Origin of the sequence: Mesorhizobium sp. WSM3879, assembly GCF_002294915.1 — a bacterium.
In the GTDB taxonomy this organism is placed as follows: domain Bacteria; phylum Pseudomonadota; class Alphaproteobacteria; order Rhizobiales; family Rhizobiaceae; genus Mesorhizobium.
This window is the reverse complement of sequence record NZ_NSFZ01000002.1, coordinates 601,784-619,264: the sequence shown is the minus strand read 5'-3', so window position 1 is coordinate 619,264 and position 17,481 is coordinate 601,784. Positions and strand designations below refer to the sequence as shown.

16 protein-coding genes are annotated in these 17,481 nt (G+C 63.5%); 8 read left to right on the top strand and 8 right to left on the bottom strand.

The genetic code is table 11. The features are described 5' to 3' along the window. The first annotated feature begins 134 nt into the window (after window positions 1-134). Window positions 135-2,291 (top strand): penicillin-binding protein 1A, encoded by a 2,157-nt coding sequence (locus CK218_RS06285; protein ID WP_095827184.1) that lies wholly within the window; start codon window positions 135-137, stop codon window positions 2,289-2,291. Window positions 2,292-2,347: 56 nt separating this feature from the next. Here CK218_RS06285 and CK218_RS06280 read toward each other — a convergent pair whose 3' ends face one another. Continuing rightward, window positions 2,348-3,535 (bottom strand): DUF930 domain-containing protein, encoded by a 1,188-nt coding sequence (locus CK218_RS06280; RefSeq protein WP_095827183.1) that lies wholly within the window; start codon window positions 3,533-3,535, stop codon window positions 2,348-2,350. Window positions 3,536-3,807: 272 nt separating this feature from the next. Here CK218_RS06280 and CK218_RS06275 point away from each other — a divergent pair, with 272 nt between their 5' ends. Together CK218_RS06275 and CK218_RS06270 are read left to right on the top strand one after the other, a co-directional pair. Next, window positions 3,808-4,392, top strand: a complete 585-nt coding sequence (locus CK218_RS06275) for a DUF1214 domain-containing protein (RefSeq protein WP_067320932.1) — start codon at window positions 3,808-3,810, stop codon at window positions 4,390-4,392. Beyond that, window positions 4,385-4,933, top strand: a complete 549-nt coding sequence (locus CK218_RS06270; protein WP_095827182.1) for a DUF1254 domain-containing protein — start codon at window positions 4,385-4,387, stop codon at window positions 4,931-4,933. The genes CK218_RS06275 and CK218_RS06270 overlap by 8 nt, the downstream gene beginning before the upstream one ends. Before the next feature lie 9 nt (window positions 4,934-4,942). On the opposite strand, the gene CK218_RS06265 is transcribed toward CK218_RS06270, so the two are convergent. After that, entirely contained in the window at window positions 4,943-5,125 is a 183-nt protein-coding gene (locus CK218_RS06265; protein WP_095777899.1) for a hypothetical protein, read from the bottom strand. A 186-nt stretch (window positions 5,126-5,311) separates the two neighbouring features. On the opposite strand from CK218_RS06265, the gene CK218_RS06260 reads away from it, so the two are divergent. After that, the gene (locus CK218_RS06260) at window positions 5,312-6,307 is read left to right on the top strand and encodes a DUF2336 domain-containing protein (RefSeq protein ID WP_095827181.1); all 996 of its coding nucleotides are present in this window, start codon (window positions 5,312-5,314) and stop codon (window positions 6,305-6,307) included. Between the two features lie 60 nt (window positions 6,308-6,367). Here the strand turns inward: CK218_RS06260 and CK218_RS06255 are convergent, their stop codons facing one another. From CK218_RS06255 to CK218_RS06245, 3 genes are all read right to left on the bottom strand, one after another. After that, window positions 6,368-6,715: a DUF1491 family protein gene (locus CK218_RS06255; RefSeq protein ID WP_066997648.1), complete on the bottom strand. Its 348-nt coding sequence runs from the start codon at window positions 6,713-6,715 to the stop codon at window positions 6,368-6,370. Between the two features lie 68 nt (window positions 6,716-6,783). Then, window positions 6,784-7,566 carry a peptidoglycan-binding protein gene (locus CK218_RS06250; RefSeq protein WP_066997651.1) on the bottom strand — a complete coding sequence of 261 codons (783 nt, stop codon included), beginning with the start codon at window positions 7,564-7,566 and terminating at the stop codon, window positions 6,784-6,786. Then, window positions 7,541-9,283, bottom strand: coding sequence for a PAS domain-containing sensor histidine kinase (locus CK218_RS06245; protein WP_066997655.1), 1,743 nt, complete (start codon window positions 9,281-9,283; stop codon window positions 7,541-7,543). Before CK218_RS06245 ends, CK218_RS06250 begins: the two co-directional genes overlap by 26 nt. Window positions 9,284-9,816: 533 nt before the next feature. Here CK218_RS06245 and CK218_RS06240 point away from each other — a divergent pair. Together CK218_RS06240 and CK218_RS06235 are read left to right on the top strand one after the other, a co-directional pair. Continuing rightward, entirely contained in the window at window positions 9,817-10,209 is a 393-nt protein-coding gene (locus CK218_RS06240; protein WP_095781564.1) for a DUF5330 domain-containing protein, read from the top strand. Between the two features lie 111 nt (window positions 10,210-10,320). Continuing rightward, window positions 10,321-10,749 (top strand): SufE family protein, encoded by a 429-nt coding sequence (locus tag CK218_RS06235; RefSeq protein ID WP_066997661.1) that lies wholly within the window; start codon window positions 10,321-10,323, stop codon window positions 10,747-10,749. Between the two features lie 131 nt (window positions 10,750-10,880). Here CK218_RS06235 and CK218_RS06230 read toward each other — a convergent pair whose 3' ends face one another. Together CK218_RS06230 and CK218_RS06225 are read right to left on the bottom strand one after the other, a co-directional pair. Then, window positions 10,881-11,309, bottom strand: a complete 429-nt coding sequence (locus CK218_RS06230; RefSeq protein WP_067320912.1) for a MucR family transcriptional regulator — start codon at window positions 11,307-11,309, stop codon at window positions 10,881-10,883. A gap of 411 nt (window positions 11,310-11,720) precedes the next feature. Next, entirely contained in the window at window positions 11,721-12,089 is a 369-nt protein-coding gene (locus tag CK218_RS06225) for a hypothetical protein (protein WP_066997667.1), read from the bottom strand. Between the two features lie 120 nt (window positions 12,090-12,209). Here CK218_RS06225 and CK218_RS06220 point away from each other — a divergent pair, with 120 nt between their 5' ends. Both CK218_RS06220 and CK218_RS06215 read left to right on the top strand, forming a co-directional pair. After that, window positions 12,210-14,309: a S9 family peptidase gene (locus CK218_RS06220; protein ID WP_095827180.1), complete on the top strand. Its 2,100-nt coding sequence runs from the start codon at window positions 12,210-12,212 to the stop codon at window positions 14,307-14,309. 99 nt (window positions 14,310-14,408) lie between these two features. Then, complete coding sequence (locus CK218_RS06215; RefSeq protein WP_066998147.1) at window positions 14,409-14,798, top strand: SET domain-containing protein-lysine N-methyltransferase; 390 nt, start codon at window positions 14,409-14,411, stop codon at window positions 14,796-14,798. A 25-nt stretch (window positions 14,799-14,823) separates the two neighbouring features. Here CK218_RS06215 and CK218_RS06210 read toward each other — a convergent pair whose 3' ends face one another. After that, complete coding sequence (locus tag CK218_RS06210) at window positions 14,824-17,421, bottom strand: AMP-binding protein (protein ID WP_095827179.1); 2,598 nt, start codon at window positions 17,419-17,421, stop codon at window positions 14,824-14,826. Window positions 17,422-17,481 lie beyond the last annotated feature (60 nt).

Genomic DNA, 17,481 nt, shown 5'->3' with positions numbered 1-17,481 from the left:
TTCAACAAAGCTTGTGCTGTGGCTTCGCTGCCCTTGTGAGCAGTGATAAAATGGTCGAATAGTTTGGCAGGGTGCCACCTGAAACTGCCCGCATGCTGTTTTCGGGCGAAAGCGCATTGGGGCGGAAGTCTGGAATGCCAACTCCTTCGAAACCACGCAAGAGAAGAGGCCGGATCGCCTCGGCGGCTCTTGCCGTCGATGCGTGGCTCGATTCCTCGCTCTACGAGATCAGCTTCAAAGCGCGCGAATTCTGGGAGGCGGCAACCATCTTTTCCCGCCGCTTCCGCCTGCATGGCTGGCGACGCGCCATCATCGAGGTGCTGAGCGAAGGGTTCACCATGGGAGCCGGCGGCTTCGTGGTGCTGTTGGCGCTGGCCATGCCGGCGTTTGAGATCACCGCCGGCGATTGGCGCAACCAGGGCGATTTCGCCGTCACCTTCCTCGACCGCTACGGCAACGAGATCGGCCAGCGCGGCATCATCCAGCGCGATTCCGTGCCGGTCGACGAGATGCCGGACATCGTCATCAAGGCGGTGCTGGCGACCGAGGACCGCCGCTTCTTCGATCACTACGGCATCGACGTTCTCGGCCTGTCGCGCGCGATCTTTGAGAATGTGCGCGCCAATTCGGTGGTCCAGGGCGGCTCCAGCATCACCCAGCAGTTGGCCAAGAACCTGTTCCTGTCCAACGAGCGCACCTTGGAGCGCAAGATCAAGGAAGCTTTCCTGTCGCTCTGGCTGGAGGCCAATCTCTCCAAGAAGGAGATCCTTCAGCTCTATCTCGACCGCGCCTATATGGGCGGCGGCACGTTCGGCATCGAGGCGGCGGCGGATTTCTATTTCGGCAAGAGCGTCAAGGACCTGAACCTCGCCGAGGCGGCAATGCTGGCCGGCCTGTTCAAGGCGCCCACCAAATACGCCCCGCACATCAACCTGCCGGCCGCCCGTGCGCGCGCCAATGTGGTGCTCTCCAACCTTGTCGACGCCGGCTTCATGACCGAGGGCCAGGTGCTGCAGGCGCGGCTGCATCCGGCAGATGTCGTCGACCGCGGCGAGCAGAAGAGCCCTGACTATTTCCTCGACTGGGCCTTCGACGAGGTCAAGAAGATCGCCAAGCCCGGCCAACACTCGCTGGTCGCCCATACGACCTTCGACGCCAATATCCAGAAAGCGGCCGAAGAGTCGGTTGAATTCCATCTCCGCCAGTTCGGCAAGGAATACAACGTTACCGAGGGCGCGGTGGTGGTGATCGAGACCAACGGCGCGGTGCGCGCCATCGTCGGCGGCCGCGACTATGGCGCCAGCCAGTTCAACCGCGCCACCAAGGCGCTGCGGCAGACCGGGTCGTCGTTCAAGCCTTATGTCTATGCCACCGCGATGGAGCACGGCTTCACGCCGGACTCGGTGGTTTCCGGCGGCGCCGTCAGTTGGGGCAGTTGGTCGCCACACAATTACAATGGCGGCTCGGCCGGAAACGTCACGCTGCTCACGGCAATCGCCAAGTCGATCAACACCGTGCCGGTGCGGCTTGCCAAGGACTATCTCGGTATCGGCCCGATCAAGGCGATGGCCGAATCCATGGGTGTCGAATCGCCGCTGGAATCGCACAAGACCATGGTGCTCGGCACGTCCCTCATGACGGTGATGGACCAGGCGACAGGCTACAGCGTCTTCGCGCAGAACGGCTTCGTCGGCTCCCGGCACGGCATCACGCAACTCGTCACCCGCACCGGCGACGTCGTCTATGACTGGGCCAAGGACGCGCCGCCGCCGCACCGTGTGCTGTCGGAAAAAGCTCTGAAATACATGAACACCATGCTGGCCGCGGTGCCGGCGATCGGCACGGCGCGGCGCGCGCAGCTTCCCAACATCGTCGTCGCGGGCAAGACCGGCACCACGCAGTCCTACCGAGACGCCTGGTTCGTCGGTTTCACCGGAAACTACACGGCCGCCGTCTGGCTCGGCAATGACGATTTCACGCCGACCAACAACATGACCGGCGGGTCGCTGCCGGCGATGGTCTGGCAGCGGCTGATGGCCTATGCACACCAGAACATCGATCTGAAGCCGATCCCTGGCCTCGATCATCCCTGGGTCGACCCGGAGGTCGCGGCCAAGGCCGAGGAAGAGGCGAAGAAGGAGGCCGCGGATGCCGCGGCGCAGGCAGAGGCCGAGCGCCCGCCGGTGCTTTCCAGCCGCACCACGCAGACGCTGAGGGCAATGACCAAAGCCTTCCAGGCGGCGCCGGTTCTCAACGCTCCTACCCTACCGGAGACACTGTCCGCGCTTTGAGCCTTCGTTCGACGCATGCGCTTGCCCCGAAACCGGTCCCACTTTCGCGGGAAAGCTTAGCGGAGACTAGGCAATTTGAGCCCGACCCATTCGCCGGGTGGGATCTCGGCCCCGACACGGAAGTTGAACGACAAGACCCTTGTCGCATCGGCGTCGACCTCGCACCGGAAGCTTAGGCGGTACCATGTGGTTGCCGTGCTGAAGGCGGCCACCGAAGGGTTAAGGACATTGCCCACCTTCAGCGGAATGGATGGCAGCCATTTGGGAGAATAGGAGGCGCCCTGCAATTCCTCGTTCAAAACGCTGCCGCAAAGATTGGCAACCCGCTGGTCGCGAGGCACCTCGCTCATAGAGCTTGTGGCCAGCGCATCACCGGTAGCGCCCTGCGAATAGAGCTTTCGAACACCCGGAAGGCCGGAATAGATCGGCGACGCAGCAACGGCGGCGTTGGTAGAACTTGGCGTTCCGGCGCTCTTGCTTCGGGATTTCGAGAGCTTTGCAGGCCTGAACTTCAGCGCATTTGCTTGCTTGGGCTTCTGCTTTTCGGTCGCGGCCGGAAGCTCGACCTTACCGCCGCTCTTGGCATCCATCGGCGTCGGCGCCGCGGCTGTTTGCTTTTCGGCGGTTGGCGCTCCTGCCTCTTGCTTGGCTGCCTGCCGTTTGTCCGTGTCCTGGGCTGTCTTCTCGTCACTTTGCGCGGGCTCGGCGTCCGTCGCGGCGATTACCGGCTTCTCGTCAGCCGTGCTTTGATCCGCCGGCTGATCGGCATCTGCCGGCGCGGCAGATTGCTTCTGTGCAGGCTTCGCCACGGCGGGCGGCTTGGTATCGCTATCGTTGGCCGGCGACGGCGTGTTGTCCCGGTTGCCGGCTCCATCCAGGGATTTCCTGGGGCCGGTGTCCTTGTTGCCGTACTGGAAAACGGGCTTTAGCACTGCGATCGGCGGTGGCTTCGGCGGCTGCTTTTCCGGCACTGGCGGCTTTTCGACTTTTTGCTCGGGAGGTTTTTCGGGTTCCGGGAGCTTGTCGGCCTTGAGTTGCTTCGGCTGCGGTGCGGGCGGAGGCTTCGGCTTAGGTTGCTCGGGCGGAGGCACAAGCGCGACATTGACCGGCTGTTCCTGATCCGGCTGTTGGGCGGGCTTGGGCAAGGTATAGACCAGAAACGCTGCGATCAGCGCATGCAGCATCAGCGATGCGGGCAAAGCCCACGCCAAATTCCGACGCCGCTCTCCTGTCTCGCCCTTCATCCCGACCGATGTGGAACGAAATGGCGGCGGCTTCAAGCACAGGCATCGGATCGGCGCCTGACAAGTCAGTGATTGGATGGCCACGTGCAGCGCCGCCGAGAATCAGAAGGGGCGCGGTGCGGACTTGTCCGTGACAGGCCGGTCGCCGACATGGGAACGTCATACTACTGCAGGCCGCAACCACCTGAATATCGCCATGCCCAAGGCAAGCCGGCTTGCCACGAGGCCCCGCGCCGCGATATCCCGGGCAACCCTCTCAGTTCCGGCCTTCCATGCTCAAGACCGTCTCCCTCACGCTGCTTTCGCTTGCCATGGCCATCGGCCTTGGCGGCGGCAGTGTCTGGTACGCGCTCAACGCGCAGGACGGCGTCGGTGCGATCCGCATCGGCCAATGGACAGCTTTTCCTGAAATCGGCACGGAAGGCTCCGACCCCTACTCCAAGGCGCGCGTGGCGCGTGAGGGCGTGCTGGCGCTCGGCCGGGCGGAAGGGTTGTCCTTCGTCGCCGAGCGCGACGCAGCCGGCCAGCCGCTGAAGCGGGAATGCGCCTATTCGATCGAAGGCGGCTATCCGACGGCCCGGTTCTGGACGCTTTATGCCGCCGACCAGTCGCTCGGCGTGATCGACACCGGCAAGGCGAGACAGGCGGCCCTGCAATCCTACGAAGTGCTGCGCCGGCCCGACAATTCGGTCGTCATCTCCGTCGGCGACCGCCCTGCCCCGGGCAACTGGCTGCTGACGGCCGGCTTCGGCAAGATGTATTTCGTGCTGACCTTCTACGACACGCCGATCGCGAGCAGCACCGGGCTTTCCGACGTGACGCTGCCGCGCATTCTGAAGGCGGGCTGCCATGCGTAGCCTGCTGCACGCCCTGGTCCTCGGTCTGCTCGGCGCCGGCATCGTGCATATCGCGGTGCTGTTTTTGGTGCCGGAATTTTCCGAGCGCGATGCCTGGTCGCGGCTGGCAATGGCCTCCGACCTCTACAAGATGACGCGCCTGGACGCGGAGGCCGGCGGTGCACCTGTGGTGAAGTCGGTCGACCCCATGTTCTACGCGGCCGCCTGCCGCTTCAATCTCGCCGACGGGCTGGTGCGGATCCGGGCGCCCGGCAACGTGCCGTTCTGGTCGGCCTCGGTCTATGACCGCAGCGGCCATAACATCTATTCCTTCAACGACCACAATGCGAACAGCGAGAAGCTCGATGCCGTGGTGCTGACACCGGCGCAGATGATCGACGTGCGGCGCGATCTTCCCGAGGACTTGCAGGGCGCGATCTTTGTCGAGGCGCCGATCGAGGAGGGCATCTTTGTCGTCCGCGCCTTCGTGCCGGACGATAGCTGGAAGCCGATCGTGTCGCGCTTTCTCGAACAGAGTGCCTGCGAGCTGCAGGAATACTGAAGAGTCAGCTCAGTGATGCGGCATTAGTGGCGACCCAGGCTTGTCCGGGCCGTCCGGACGCGCCGCGCCGACCTGCGGCTGTGGCTCATAGCGGACGCCGGGGAAGATGATGACAGCCGCTGCCGTGTCGGTGTCGTGGGTTACTCGATTGACGGGTGCCGCTCGCGGCACGAAAGACAAGACCATTCCCATGGTTCGCGTATTCCTCTCGGTTTGACCGGAGCACAACGCAACGCCTCCAAGTCGATTAAGGCGGGCAGAGGGTTAACGGAGCGCTAACGGATCGCGGCTAATTTGATGTTTGTTCCCTGGAGACGCGAAACCGGCCCGGCCGGAGGCGCGGGGCCGGGTCTGTGTCGAGTATCGGGCGTATCCTCCGTGTCTTCTTCGGATTTCAGGCACATCGCTATCCGGACCGAAGCGGGAAAAGCCGAAAGGCTGTTCCGCGCCGCCGTGTCGGCCTTCTGCTCGCTGACGCGCCCGTCGCGGCGCGAAATCGCCCAACTCGAGGATCTGACGCTGCCGCTGTTCGACGAAGTGTCGGTCGAATCGCGCCGCTATGTCGCCGCCGCCCTTTCCGAATGCGAATATGCGCCGGCCGCGTTGGTGCGGCGGCTGGCCGAGGAGCCGGTCGAGATCGCGGCGCCGCTGCTTATCCGCTCGAACGCGCTGAGCGACATCGACCTCATCGCGCTGATCGGCCGCCATGGCCTGCCGCACGCGCGCGCAATCGCTCGCCGCAAGGAACTCAACGCAACCATCGCCCACCTGATCCGCGCGCTGGAGAAGCCGACGCTGGTCAACACGCGGCCGCCGGAGACGGTCACGAAACTCGCGCCGGTGAAACCGGCCGCTTCCGCAACAGAAGACAGCCGCCCGGATCCCGGCGTATCTGAGGAAAGCGCGCGGCGACGCCTGCGCTCGATGATGCGGCCCGCCGGCGAAAGTGCCGCTGTCAACCCGTTCCTCGGACAGCCGACTTATCTGAAGCTGCGCGAGACGGCGCTGACCGGCAACCTTGCTTTCTTCCAGACAGCGCTTGCCGACGCGCTCGACATCGATTTTGCCACAGCCCGCTCAATCACAGAGCAATCGGGCTACGCAGCGCTGCTTGCGGCGCTCAAGGCGCTCGACCTCAGCGAAGACAGGGCCTTCCTGATCGCGGTCGCGATCTATCCCGGCGAGTTCCCGCATCCCCAGGCAATCCGTCTGTTCCTCGACCGCTATCGGCTGCTGCATCGCGAGGCAGCGCTCGACATGGTGCGGGCCTGGAAGGCCGAAACGATGTCTCGGGCGATCCGCGGCAACGCCATCGAGACAGGGCGCCACGCATCGAACAGCGATGACAAGGCCGCCGGCCGCAAGGCGTCCTGACCCAATTCCAGGGAAGTGCACAGCGTTTCCGTGGCCGGTCGGGACGCCGGGCCGCCGCCTCTATTCCGCCTTCACGGACACAAGCTCCTCGACCGGAACGGAGCCGGCCTCGATCTCGACCACCCAGATGTCGGGATCGAATCTCTTTTCCTTTTCCAGCCTTGCATCGAATGCCGAGCTATCGTCGCCAGAATCGAGCAAGGTGAAGAAGCGCTCGTCGGGCTTGGCCGAATCGTAGCTCGTTTGCGGCGCCGGTCCGTACAGAGCCACCTCGCCCAGCCGGCCGCGCGACAACACGAAGACGGCGCCAGCCTCGGTCGCGCCGCGCTTGACCACGGCAGCAAAACCGCCGGCGGTGAAGACACGGCGCAGAAGGGCCGATACCCACAGATCGGTAGTCACGCGCATGGCAGGGTTCCGGATGGCATGCGCGGTTCCTTACAGCATCGGCAATGGAACCGAAAAGCCGGCAGCCCTCAGTTTGTCAGGCCGATCTCGCGCATCTTGGCATAGACCACTTCGTCCGGCTCACCGGTTTCGGGCAGGCCGAACAGCGCCTGGAACTCCTTGATCGCAGACTTGGTCCGGGCGCCTACGACGCCGTCGAGCTGCATATCGTCATTGCCGAAGGCCTTCAGGCCAGCCTGGATCTTGACGATGCGGGCGTCGGGGGCCTGCGTTGCGCCGTTGGCCGGAGAGGAGACCGGAATGGCCGCCGGTCCGGCGGCCTGGGCCGCAGCCCTGTCGGCCGGTCTCGGGGCCGGATGCGGAATGGCCGCAGTCGTTTGCCTGGCGCCAAGCTGATCGAGCAGCGCGCCGTCGATATCGCCGGAGGCGGGCAGCCCGACCTTGAGCTGATAGGCCTGGATGGCCTTGCGCGTGGCTGGGCCCGTGAGGCCGTCGACGGTGCCGTCGTAGAAATTGAGGTCCTTCAATATGCCCTGCACCTGCTGGACGACCGGATCGGGCTTGGGAGTGGGCTGCGCCTGCCGCACGATGTTGATGGTGGTCTCCGGCTCATCCGAGACGGCATGCGGGAAATTCTCGATGCTCCTGGTGGCGAAGAAGGCGCTCGTGTGTGGAAAAGGCTGGTACCAGAGCGCGTTGGCCGAAACGTAGAATAGCGTCACCAGGAAGGCGGTCGAGCCGCCGACCAGAACCGGGTTGCGCGAGATCATCTGGCCAACCGCCGCAGCGCTCTCGGCAAGCAAGCCACGCTCGGGTTCGACCACTTTAGGCCGTCTTGCGGAGCGAGCCATTGCTGTCCCCATTTGCATCCCCCTTCGGCTTTGCAATCGGCACCGGCAGCACGTCGGCCGGCGCGCCCGAGCGCCGCTTCGGTCCGTTCACCGGCAGGCTGATCGTCACCGTCGTGCCTTCGCCCGGCGCGCTCTCGATCGACATCGTGCCCTCATGCAGCGCCACCAGCCCCTTGACCAGCGACAGGCCGAGCCCGGTTCCCTCGAAGCGGCGCGTATAGTCGTTCTGGATCTGCATGAACGGCTTGCCGAGGTTGGCCATATCCTCGTCGGCGATGCCGATGCCGGTGTCGCTCACCCAGAAATGCAGCCGCGAGCCGACCCGCTTGGCGCCGATCACCACGCTGCCGCCGTCAGGCGTGAACTTCACGGCGTTCGAAACGAGATTGATCAAGATCTGCTGCACGGCGCGGCGATCGGCATTGATCTCGCCGGCGTCAGGCGCGATCTGGGCGCCGAGCGCGATGCTCTTGGCCTCCGCCAGCGGCCGCATCATCGAGCGGCACATGTCGGCCGCATCGGCGAAGCGGAACGGCTCGAGCTCGGTGGCATAGGCGCCTGCCTCTATGCGCGAGACATCGAGGATCGAGGTGACGACGGACAAAAGATGCTGGCCGGACTCCCTGACCAGGGCGACATATTCCTTCTGGCGCGGATCGCGGAAGGCGCCGAACATCTCGTGCAGCAGCATGTCGGAGAAGCCGATGATGGCATTGAGCGGCGTGCGCAGCTCGTGGCTGACCACCGCCAGGAAACGCCCCTTGGCCACTTCGGCGGCAGCCGCAGCCTCCCTCGCCGTGGCAAGCTCTTCGCGGAGCGCAGCGACCTCGTCGTTCTCACGAAGGACGAAGGTCAAGATGTCCTGCTCCCGCGCGCCGCGCAGCAATTCAAGGCGGAACGGGCGGAAATTGTCGGCCGAGCCGCCACCGTCGCGCGGCAAGCGGATGCGCAGGTCGAGCCGGCGCTTCGGCGCGCCGTCGCGCATGTCCGCGAGGGCGGTGAGATAGGCGACGCGATCGGAAAGATGGACGCGCTCGAACAAGCCGGTACCGAGCAGGAGTTCCGGCGCCAGCTTCAGAATGGAACGCGCCTTGGCCGAAGCGTCGAGTACCTCGCCCTGGCGGCCGACGCGCAGCACGACGGCATCGATCGTCTCTTCGAGACGGTCCACCGCAGGCTCAACCTGACGCGCATCGGCGGGATTGGCGAAGGCCGCCGCGCGCGGCAGGAGCGTAAGCGCCCAGGCAAGCGGCAGCAGCCAGTGCCAACCGGCGATCGCGGCCTCGCCGAGCGGCAGGAACTGGTTTGCGAAAGGCTGCAGCAGGATGGCGCCGAATGCCGCCAGCGCGCCCGAAATTGCTGCGCGGCGCGACCCGGCGATCCACCAAGACTCGACCGGCAAAGCCACGGCAAGCAGCGCGACGGGCGACGCCAGACCACCCGCCGCGGCAATTGCGCCGGCAAGCGCGAGGCCGCCCGTCGCCACCGAGGCACGGCCGGCGAGCGTCATGCGGCCGGTGGCGGCAACCAGAAGCGCTGCGAACCAGCACAGACCGAAAGCGCCGAAGATCGCAGCCACGGTAACGGCGGCACCCAGGCTTGAGGTGACCAGCGTCACCGCCGCACCCGCGGCGAGGAAGGGAGCAGCGAGCATGACGCCGATGAAGCGGCGCTGGCGCTGGCGCTCAGCCTCGTCCGTGACGGTCGGATGAACCATGCGTTCGCAGCCGGCGGCAACCGCGCCAGGCAGAGGAACGTATCTGGCCGTAATCGAACTCAACGCACTCGGACCCGGTCGTGAATTGCCCTGCTTCTGCAGGTGACTCTTGATTGGACTGAAAGTCGCATCCAGCGTTTAAGGAATGGATAAGGCAGGGAAGGCGAGCGCCCCGCCCGCGGCAAATATCGGGACGCCGGCACCCCAAAGCCCGTCGATCTGCCGCCATGGTAAATGGAGCGTTAGCCACAGCCCGGCTCGCCTGGCCTCCCGAAAACCCAGTGCCGATGCTCGCCCTTTCCAAAGTTTTTCTTTTGAAACAGCCGCATAGATGGTTATTTCAAAGTTAATACAGTGGATCAGATTTGAGTTAGATCAATAGCGTGAAAACCAATCCTTTCGACTTTATCTAAAATTTGAAGAAAATTCGCGGCTTCGGCGCAAGCCACGCTTCGCGCCTTCGTGCCATTGTCACGTCCATAAAAAGAGGTCATGCCGATGGATGCATGATCCGATCACGACGAGGCATCGAGATGGGCTTTCTGATCAGGATGGCTTTCTGGTTTTCGCTGGTGCTCTTGGCGCTGCCGCTCAGCGTCGGCCCCGACGAGGATGGCCGCGAGGCGGTCGGGCCGATCCAGGCGCTGTTTGCGGCGCGCGAGGCGGTCGGCGACATTGCCGGCATCTGCGAGCGCAAGCCGGATGTTTGCGAGACAGGCAAATCGGCCATGCACACCATCACCGTGCGCGCCAAGGAGACAGCCAAGATCGCTGCCGCCATGCTTGATGACCAGCAGTCGGAAAAGACGGCCGCGCCCGCTGCGAAGGTAGCGGAGACGTCTGGCGAGACCACCGGCAGCGTCGCCGAGGACATCGTCCTGCCCGCCAAAGTCAACATCCCGGTTATGCTGACGGCGAAGAACTGAGATTCCTTTTTCTGGAAATGCTCTAACGCCGCGGGCCCGCCCGACCTCTCGACGCCCGCGGCGTCTTTCTTTTTCCGTGACGTGGCGGCGCCGGGTCACTATATGCGGGCAATGACGACCTCGATCGAAACGATCCGCGACGATTTCTCCCTGCTCGACGAGTGGGAGGACCGCTACCGCTATGTGATCGAGCTCGGCGAGGCGCTGCCTCCGTTTCCCGAGGCGGAACGCACACCGGCCAACAAGGTGCCGGGCTGCGTCAGCCAGGTGTGGCTGACCACCGAGCAGGGAGAAGGCGTCGATCCGGTGGTCAGCTTTCGCGGCGATTCCGACGCCCACATCGTGCGCGGCCTTGTCGCCATCATGCTGGCGCTGTTCTCGGGCCGGCCGGCCAGTGAAATCCAGAACACCGATGCGGAAGTGACGCTGAAAGAGCTCGGCCTCGACGAGCATCTGTCGCCACAGCGCGCCAACGGCCTTCGCTCAATGGTCAAGCGCATCAAGCGCGACGCCGAAGCCGCCTTGAAGCAAACCGCCTGACTCTGCCCCAAGCCCGGCAACAAGCCGCACTGCGGCGGGTTCACCCGTTCGCAGCAAGACATCCGTGAAATACCTCAAAAGCAAAACGGCGCCCCGCGGGCGCCGTCGCTTTTGCCGACTTGCGGAAGCTGCTACCGGCGACCTTTGGGCTTGCGGCCGAGGCCCATCTTCTTGGCCAACTGCGAACGAGCGGCTGCGTAGTTGGGAGCAACCATCGGATAGTTGGCGTCCAGGCCCCACTTCTCGCGGTATTCTTCCGGGGTGAGGTTGTAGTGCGTCATAAGGTGGCGCTTCAGCGACTTGAACTTCTTGCCGTCTTCGAGACAGACGATGTAGTCGTCATGCACGGAGCGCTTCGGGTTGACGGCCGGCTTCTGCTTCTCTGCCGAAGGCTGCTCCGTCGTGCCGCCGACGCGGCCGAGCGCAGCATGGACGTCGGCAATCAGGTTCGGCAGTTCGCCGACCGGCACCGGGTTGTTGCTGACATAGGCCGCGACGACATCGGCAGTCAGCTCGATTAGCGCGTCCCCATTCCTTGAAGGTGTTTCGACGATATCCATTGTGCTCAGGCCCCAACGAGAGTTTGTTTTCTAGACTGCGCCCTTTTTCTGGATCGGGCATCGCGCGAAATTCATGCAGGCAAGCCCTGCGATTCGCGTCGCGTCATCTTAATGACCCTGTGCTGCAAGTAAGTCAATTCACCTATTGAATTATATTCGGCGATATTCATCAAATATTGCCCGTTCAGCTTCAAAAATTCGTGTGCCGTGTAACTTAGCGAGATTTTTTTGGCCGGACCAGTGCAGCCTGACGTGGCGCCAAGCACGCTTTTACACCTCTGGTCGCGTCAAAACAGGTTCTTTATGCTTGGCTAAACTAATGTTTGGCCGCCCGGTGGGCGAAGAATCCTATGGATCATGGCGCGGACATTCATCCTCGCGTCAAACAGCCAAGTCGCCTCGACGAACCTCTCAGTGGGGTTTGATGTACTTGCCGTAGACCCAGCCGGTAACAAAATCACCGTTCTGCGCCGGATCGTGCCAGACCTCGCACCAGCGGTAGCGGATCGCCTGCCGCTGCTTCCAGTGCGGTTGGCCGGCAATGTCGAGCAGATCTATCCCGCCCGTGCAACGGCCGGTCATCTGCAAGACAGTGCCATTCGGATAGGCCGCCTGTCTTTGCGATGTGTTTGACGGATACTTGCGCGCGTTGAGCGTGTCGCCGAACGGCACGCCAGCCACTTGCCAGGCCGCGAACACGGTTGCATGAGACTGGCCGGAAAAGGCCAGGACCGCCGAAGCGACAGCAAAAGCCACGGCGGCTCGAACATAGGATTTCATCTTTTCCCCTTTCGACTTACCTTGTGTAGACCACCTTAAACCCCGCCCTTTGAACCGCTGCTGAGCGACGCGTTCATTCGCCATTCAAGCAAATTTCAGGCAATTCCATAGCGAGACGCAATGACCAGAACCTCCGTCTTCCCGACCGCCATCCCGCCGCGGCCCGAGAAACGCCCCATCTTCGACGTTCATCACGGCATCACCCGCACCGATGACTACGCCTGGATGCGGGCCGCCAACTGGCAGGCGATGTTCAGGGACCCTGCACTGCTCGACGGCGCGATCCGCGCTCATCTCGAGGCCGAGAATGCCTACCAGGCAACGCTGATGGCCGACACGGCCGAGCTGCGCCGCAAATTGTTCGCCGAGATGAAGGGGCGCATCAAGGAGGACGACTCCACCGTGCCGATGAAGGACGGTCCCTACGCCTATGGCTCGTCGTTCAAGCTCGGCGGCGAGCAACCGCGCTACTTCCGCACGCCGCGTGATGGCGGCATTGAGGAGATCCTGCTCGACGGCGATGCGGAAGCCGAAGGCAAGCCCTATTTCCGTCTTGGCGGATTCGACCATTCGGCCGACCATCGCAAGCTGCTCTGGGCTTTCGACGACAAGGGCTCGGAGTTCTTCGCGCTGCGCGTGCGGGACATCGCCAGCGGGAAAGAACTCACCGATCAGATTCCGGATACAGGTGGCGGCGGCGTGTGGAATGCCGGAGACGACGGCTTTTTCTACACCCGCCTCGACGACAGCCACCGCCCGTCAAAAGTGTTCTTCCACGCGCTTGGCGACAATCCGGACAACGACCGGCTGATTTACGAAGAGACGGATGCCGGCTTCTTCATGGATGTCAGCGGCACGCGTTCCAACGACTGGATCATGATCGGCATCAACGATCATGAAACCTCCGAATACCGGCTTCTGCGCGCCGACGAGCCGTTCGCCGAGCCGAAGCTGGTGGCGGCGCGCGAGACCGGCCTGCAATATGACCCGGAGGAAGGTGGTGACGTCTTTTTCATCCTCACCAATGCCGACGGCGCCAAGGACCTCAAGATCATGACCGCGCCGGTCGAAGATCCGGTGCAGGCCAACTGGAAGGAACTGGTGCCGCACGAGCCCGGCCGGCTGATCCTGTCGGTGCTCGGCTTCAGGCACCACATGGTCAGGCTGGAACGCAAGGAGGGCCTGCCGCGCATCGTGGTGCGCGATCGGGCAAACGGCGAGGAGCACCTCATTGCCTTCGACGAGGAGGCCTTCTCGCTCGGCCTTTCCGGCTCCTACGAATACGACACCGAAGTCATGCGCTTCACCTATTCGTCGATGACGACACCGGCACAGGTGTTCGACTACAACATGCGCAGCCGCGAGCGCGTTCTCTTGAAGACGCAGGAGGTGCCATCGGGCCACGATCCGGAGCATTATGTCACGCGCCGGCTGATGGCGCCGGCTGCCGACGGCGAGCTGGTGCCGATCTCGCTGATCCACCATCGCGACACGCCGCTTGATGGCTCGGCGCCCTGCCTGCTCTACGGCTATGGCTCCTATGGCATCACGGTTCCTGCCGCCTTCAACACCAATTGCCTGTCGCTGGTCGACCGCGGCTTCGTCTACGCCATTGCCCATGTGCGCGGCGGCAAGGACAAGGGCTACGGCTGGTATGACGACGGCAAGCGCCGGCACAAGCTGAACACCTTCACCGATTTCATCGCCTCGGCGCGCCATCTCGTGGCCGAGCGCTACACGTCGCACGATCGCATCGTCGCGCAGGGCGGCTCGGCCGGCGGCATGCTGATGGGGGCGATCGCCAACATGGCACCCGAAAGCTTCGGCGGCATCGTCGCCGAGGTGCCGTTCGTCGACGTGCTCACCACCATGCTCGACGCCAGCCTGCCGCTGACGCCGCCGGAATGGCCCGAATGGGGCAATCCGATCGCCTCGGCCGAGGACTACGCGACGATCGCTGCCTATTCGCCCTACGACAATGTCGCGGCGCTCGACTATCCGCCGATCCTGGCGCTGGCAGGTCTGACCGACCCGCGCGTCACCTATTGGGAGCCGGCCAAATGGGTGGCGCGGCTGCGCGACCGCAAGGCGGGCGACAATCCGGTGCTGTTCAAGATCAACATGGAGTCCGGCCATGCCGGCGCCTCGGGCCGGTTCTCGCGCCTGGAGGAGATCGCGTATATCTACGCCTTTGCGTTGAAAGTGACCGGCAAGGCCTGATTTTTCCCTCGCAATCGCGAGCACCTCGCGCTACGCAATGCGCCTCGTTTTGGTCGCGGCCGGTTCGGGCCGCGCCATCCGTCATTCGCAGGGTTCGTCATGCTGCTCGTCGACGTCTATCTCGACAAATCGCCCATCCAGGGCATCGGTGTCTTCGCCAAACACCGCATTCCAAAGGGCACGTTGATCTGGAAGCTCGATCCAAGATTCGACCGCCGCATTTCGGTCGACACTTATGAGAACGAAAGCGGCCCGGTGAAGTCCTACCTCGATCGGTACTCCTATCCGGACAGGCGCGACCGGAATTATATCGTCTTCGAGGCGGACGATGCGCGCTACATGAACCATGCCGACGAGCCGAACTGCGACGTCTCCTCGCCGGAGGAAACCTACGCGCTGCGCGACATCGCGCCCGGCGAGGAACTGACCTGCGACTACAACCACTTCTTCGAAAACGGCTTCGATTTTTTGGGCGACCGCCACGCGTAATCGGAGCGACCGCGGACGAGGCGTCTCACGCCGAGAGCAATTCCGGCAAGCGCTCCATGGCCAATCTGCCGCGCAGATGTCGGATGGCGGCCAAGGCTTTGCCGGCGATGACGCCCAAAGCGACGCCGCCGGCGATCGCAAGCAGTTGGAAGCCTGGAGCCGGCAGCCAGCCTGCGACGGGTGCCATCAAAAGCTCCGGGACGAAGCGATGGACCAGGTAGATCGGGAAAGCCGCGACGGCTACCTGCATAACCGCCTGCCCCACACCAGCAGGCAGGCGAACACGCGGCAGGTAAAGAAGAGCCGAGAGCGCCGCGAAGATCGTCAAATACTTGACCGTCGTACCCAGCCAGACCGACTCCCAAAAGGCTAGATACCCCAATACGGCAGTGGCAAATGCGGTCACGACGACTTTTCTGGCGGGAGTGTCGGCCAAACCGGCGCACCAGCCGAAGACCGCAAGGTGGAAGACCCAGTAGATCGCGAAGATCTGGCGGCTGCCTAAGTCCAGGAACAATGGGACTGCAAAGCGCGCAGCGGCGGCAAACGCCAATAGTCCGATCGAGAAGGCAAAGGGTCGAGCCTGGGCGAGCTTGCGTAGAACCGGAACGGCAAAGGCGAGGGCGAAGACCAGCAGCGTCTGAGCATAGGCCTCGATGAACCAGTAGAGATACGGGATCATCTCGTGACGTTCCGGTTCGGCATAGCCAAAGTTGCCGGTAAGGGTCATCGAGGCCCAAGGGATCGCCTGCCAGGCGAGGGAGTAAGCGGCGACTATGAGAAAATAAGGGATCAGGACGCTGATCGCAGGTTTCAGCGCGTGCCGGATCCGACCGGCAAGCAAATGGACCGACTGAAAACGCGCAAGGCTGTAGCCGACAAGCAGCATCATGATGCCGGAGCCGCCCGGGATAGGCCACAGCGTCTCGTGATGCACGACCACCAGCAGGATGGCGAAGGCCCTCAGCACGATATCGACAGGCGTCTCGTTTGCCTGGTCCCGCATGAAAGACCGTTTCGCCGAATGAAGATTTGTCAGGTCTCCAACACTTAGCCGTTCCCAGCCGTCCGGCAATTCCAAGCCGAGCCGTTCGAGTTCCAGAGCCAATTGCAAAAAGCGAACGGAATCTCCGCCGAGCGACACAAAGCTGTCAGCGCGGCCCACCGGAAGCGGATAGAACACGCGGGCATAGGCTCCGGGCACGCCGCCACGTTCGGAGCGGATTTCCGCCCGTCCCAGCAACATCTCGCGCTGCAGGCAGCCATAGTCGATCTTGCCCGAGGCTAGCCTGGGAAGGTCGACACGCGTCGAAACTCGAACCAGATTGGCGGGCAAGCGGCTGACTTCGGCCAGGATACGCTGTGCCCGACCGGCCGAGCCGGCGCCGGTCACATAGGCTTCTAGGCCTCGATCGTCGCCGAGCACCGCGGCCGCAATGCCGGCCCGCTCCAGGGCCCGCTCCATGATATCGAAGCCGATCCTGAGGCCGGCGATCTTGGCAAAGCGGCTCTTGCGCCCGACGATGCGGAAGAAACCTTGCTCGTCCTGGACGGCAATATCGCCGGTGTTCAGGATCTCGACCTCAGCCCCGCGCGCCAGATCACAACGCTGCTCGGCGTAACCCATCATGACGTTCGGGCCGCGATAGACAAGTTCTCCCGGGATGCCCGAGCGGCTGACCGGCTCCCCCTTGTCGTCGACAATGCCGAGGCTGCCGCCTGGGATGGCGACGCCGATCCGCTCCTCCCGGTCGGACAGGCTCTCCGGCGGCACGAAGGCGATACGCGCCGTCGCCTCGGTTTGACCATACATGACGAAGAAACGCCCACCCACGGCGCGCAAATGATCCCTGTACAGGCGGATGACGTCGGGGCTGAGCTGTCCACCCGCCACCGTCATCATGCGCAAACCCTTGAGCTTAGCGTTGCGGAAACGCATCCGTTCCAGGAGTTCGTAGGAATACGGGACGCCGGACAGATTGGTGCAGCCACCGTCGGCGATTATCTGGAGGAAATCGCCGTCCATCGCGGAAACACCGGGGAAGAGGATGCTGCCGCCGGCAATCAGATGCGAATTGAGAACCGACAGTCCGTAGGAATAGTGCAGCGGCAGCATGAGAGCGGCCCGGTCGGCGGACGAGAGTTCGAGATAAGTCGTGATGGCGCGCGCATTGGCTTCGAGATTGGCATAGGAGAGCCTGACCGCCTTGGCGGCGCCCGAGCTGCCGGACGTCATCAGCAGCAGCGCGAGATCGGGATGCAGCGGCTCAATGTTCCTCGCGGGCCAGGCTTCCGTCACGAGACGCCAGCGGCCATCGGCTCGGCGATAGGTGAAATCCGGCTGGAAGGCTGCCAGGAAATCGTCCCAGACCCTTTTGTCGCAAGGCGGCAGCATGGCCACCGCATGACCCGCCCGCAGGGCTCCAAGATAGGCGACGACCGCATGCTCGCAGGGTTCCGCTGAGATGGCGACGAGCTGCTTTCCCTCATCCCCCAGCCGTGTGGCGAAGTGCTGCGCAAGGTCGTCAAGCTCCGCATAAGACAGGCTGCGCCCGTCGGCGAAGAGAAGTGCTGCGCGCTGCTCGCCACGGGCGAATTCAAACACAAGGTCGAGAGAGTGCATGGGCAAGGCTTCGGTCCGCCTGGAAACTGGCCGAAGCGCGTATGATACATGACTATTAAA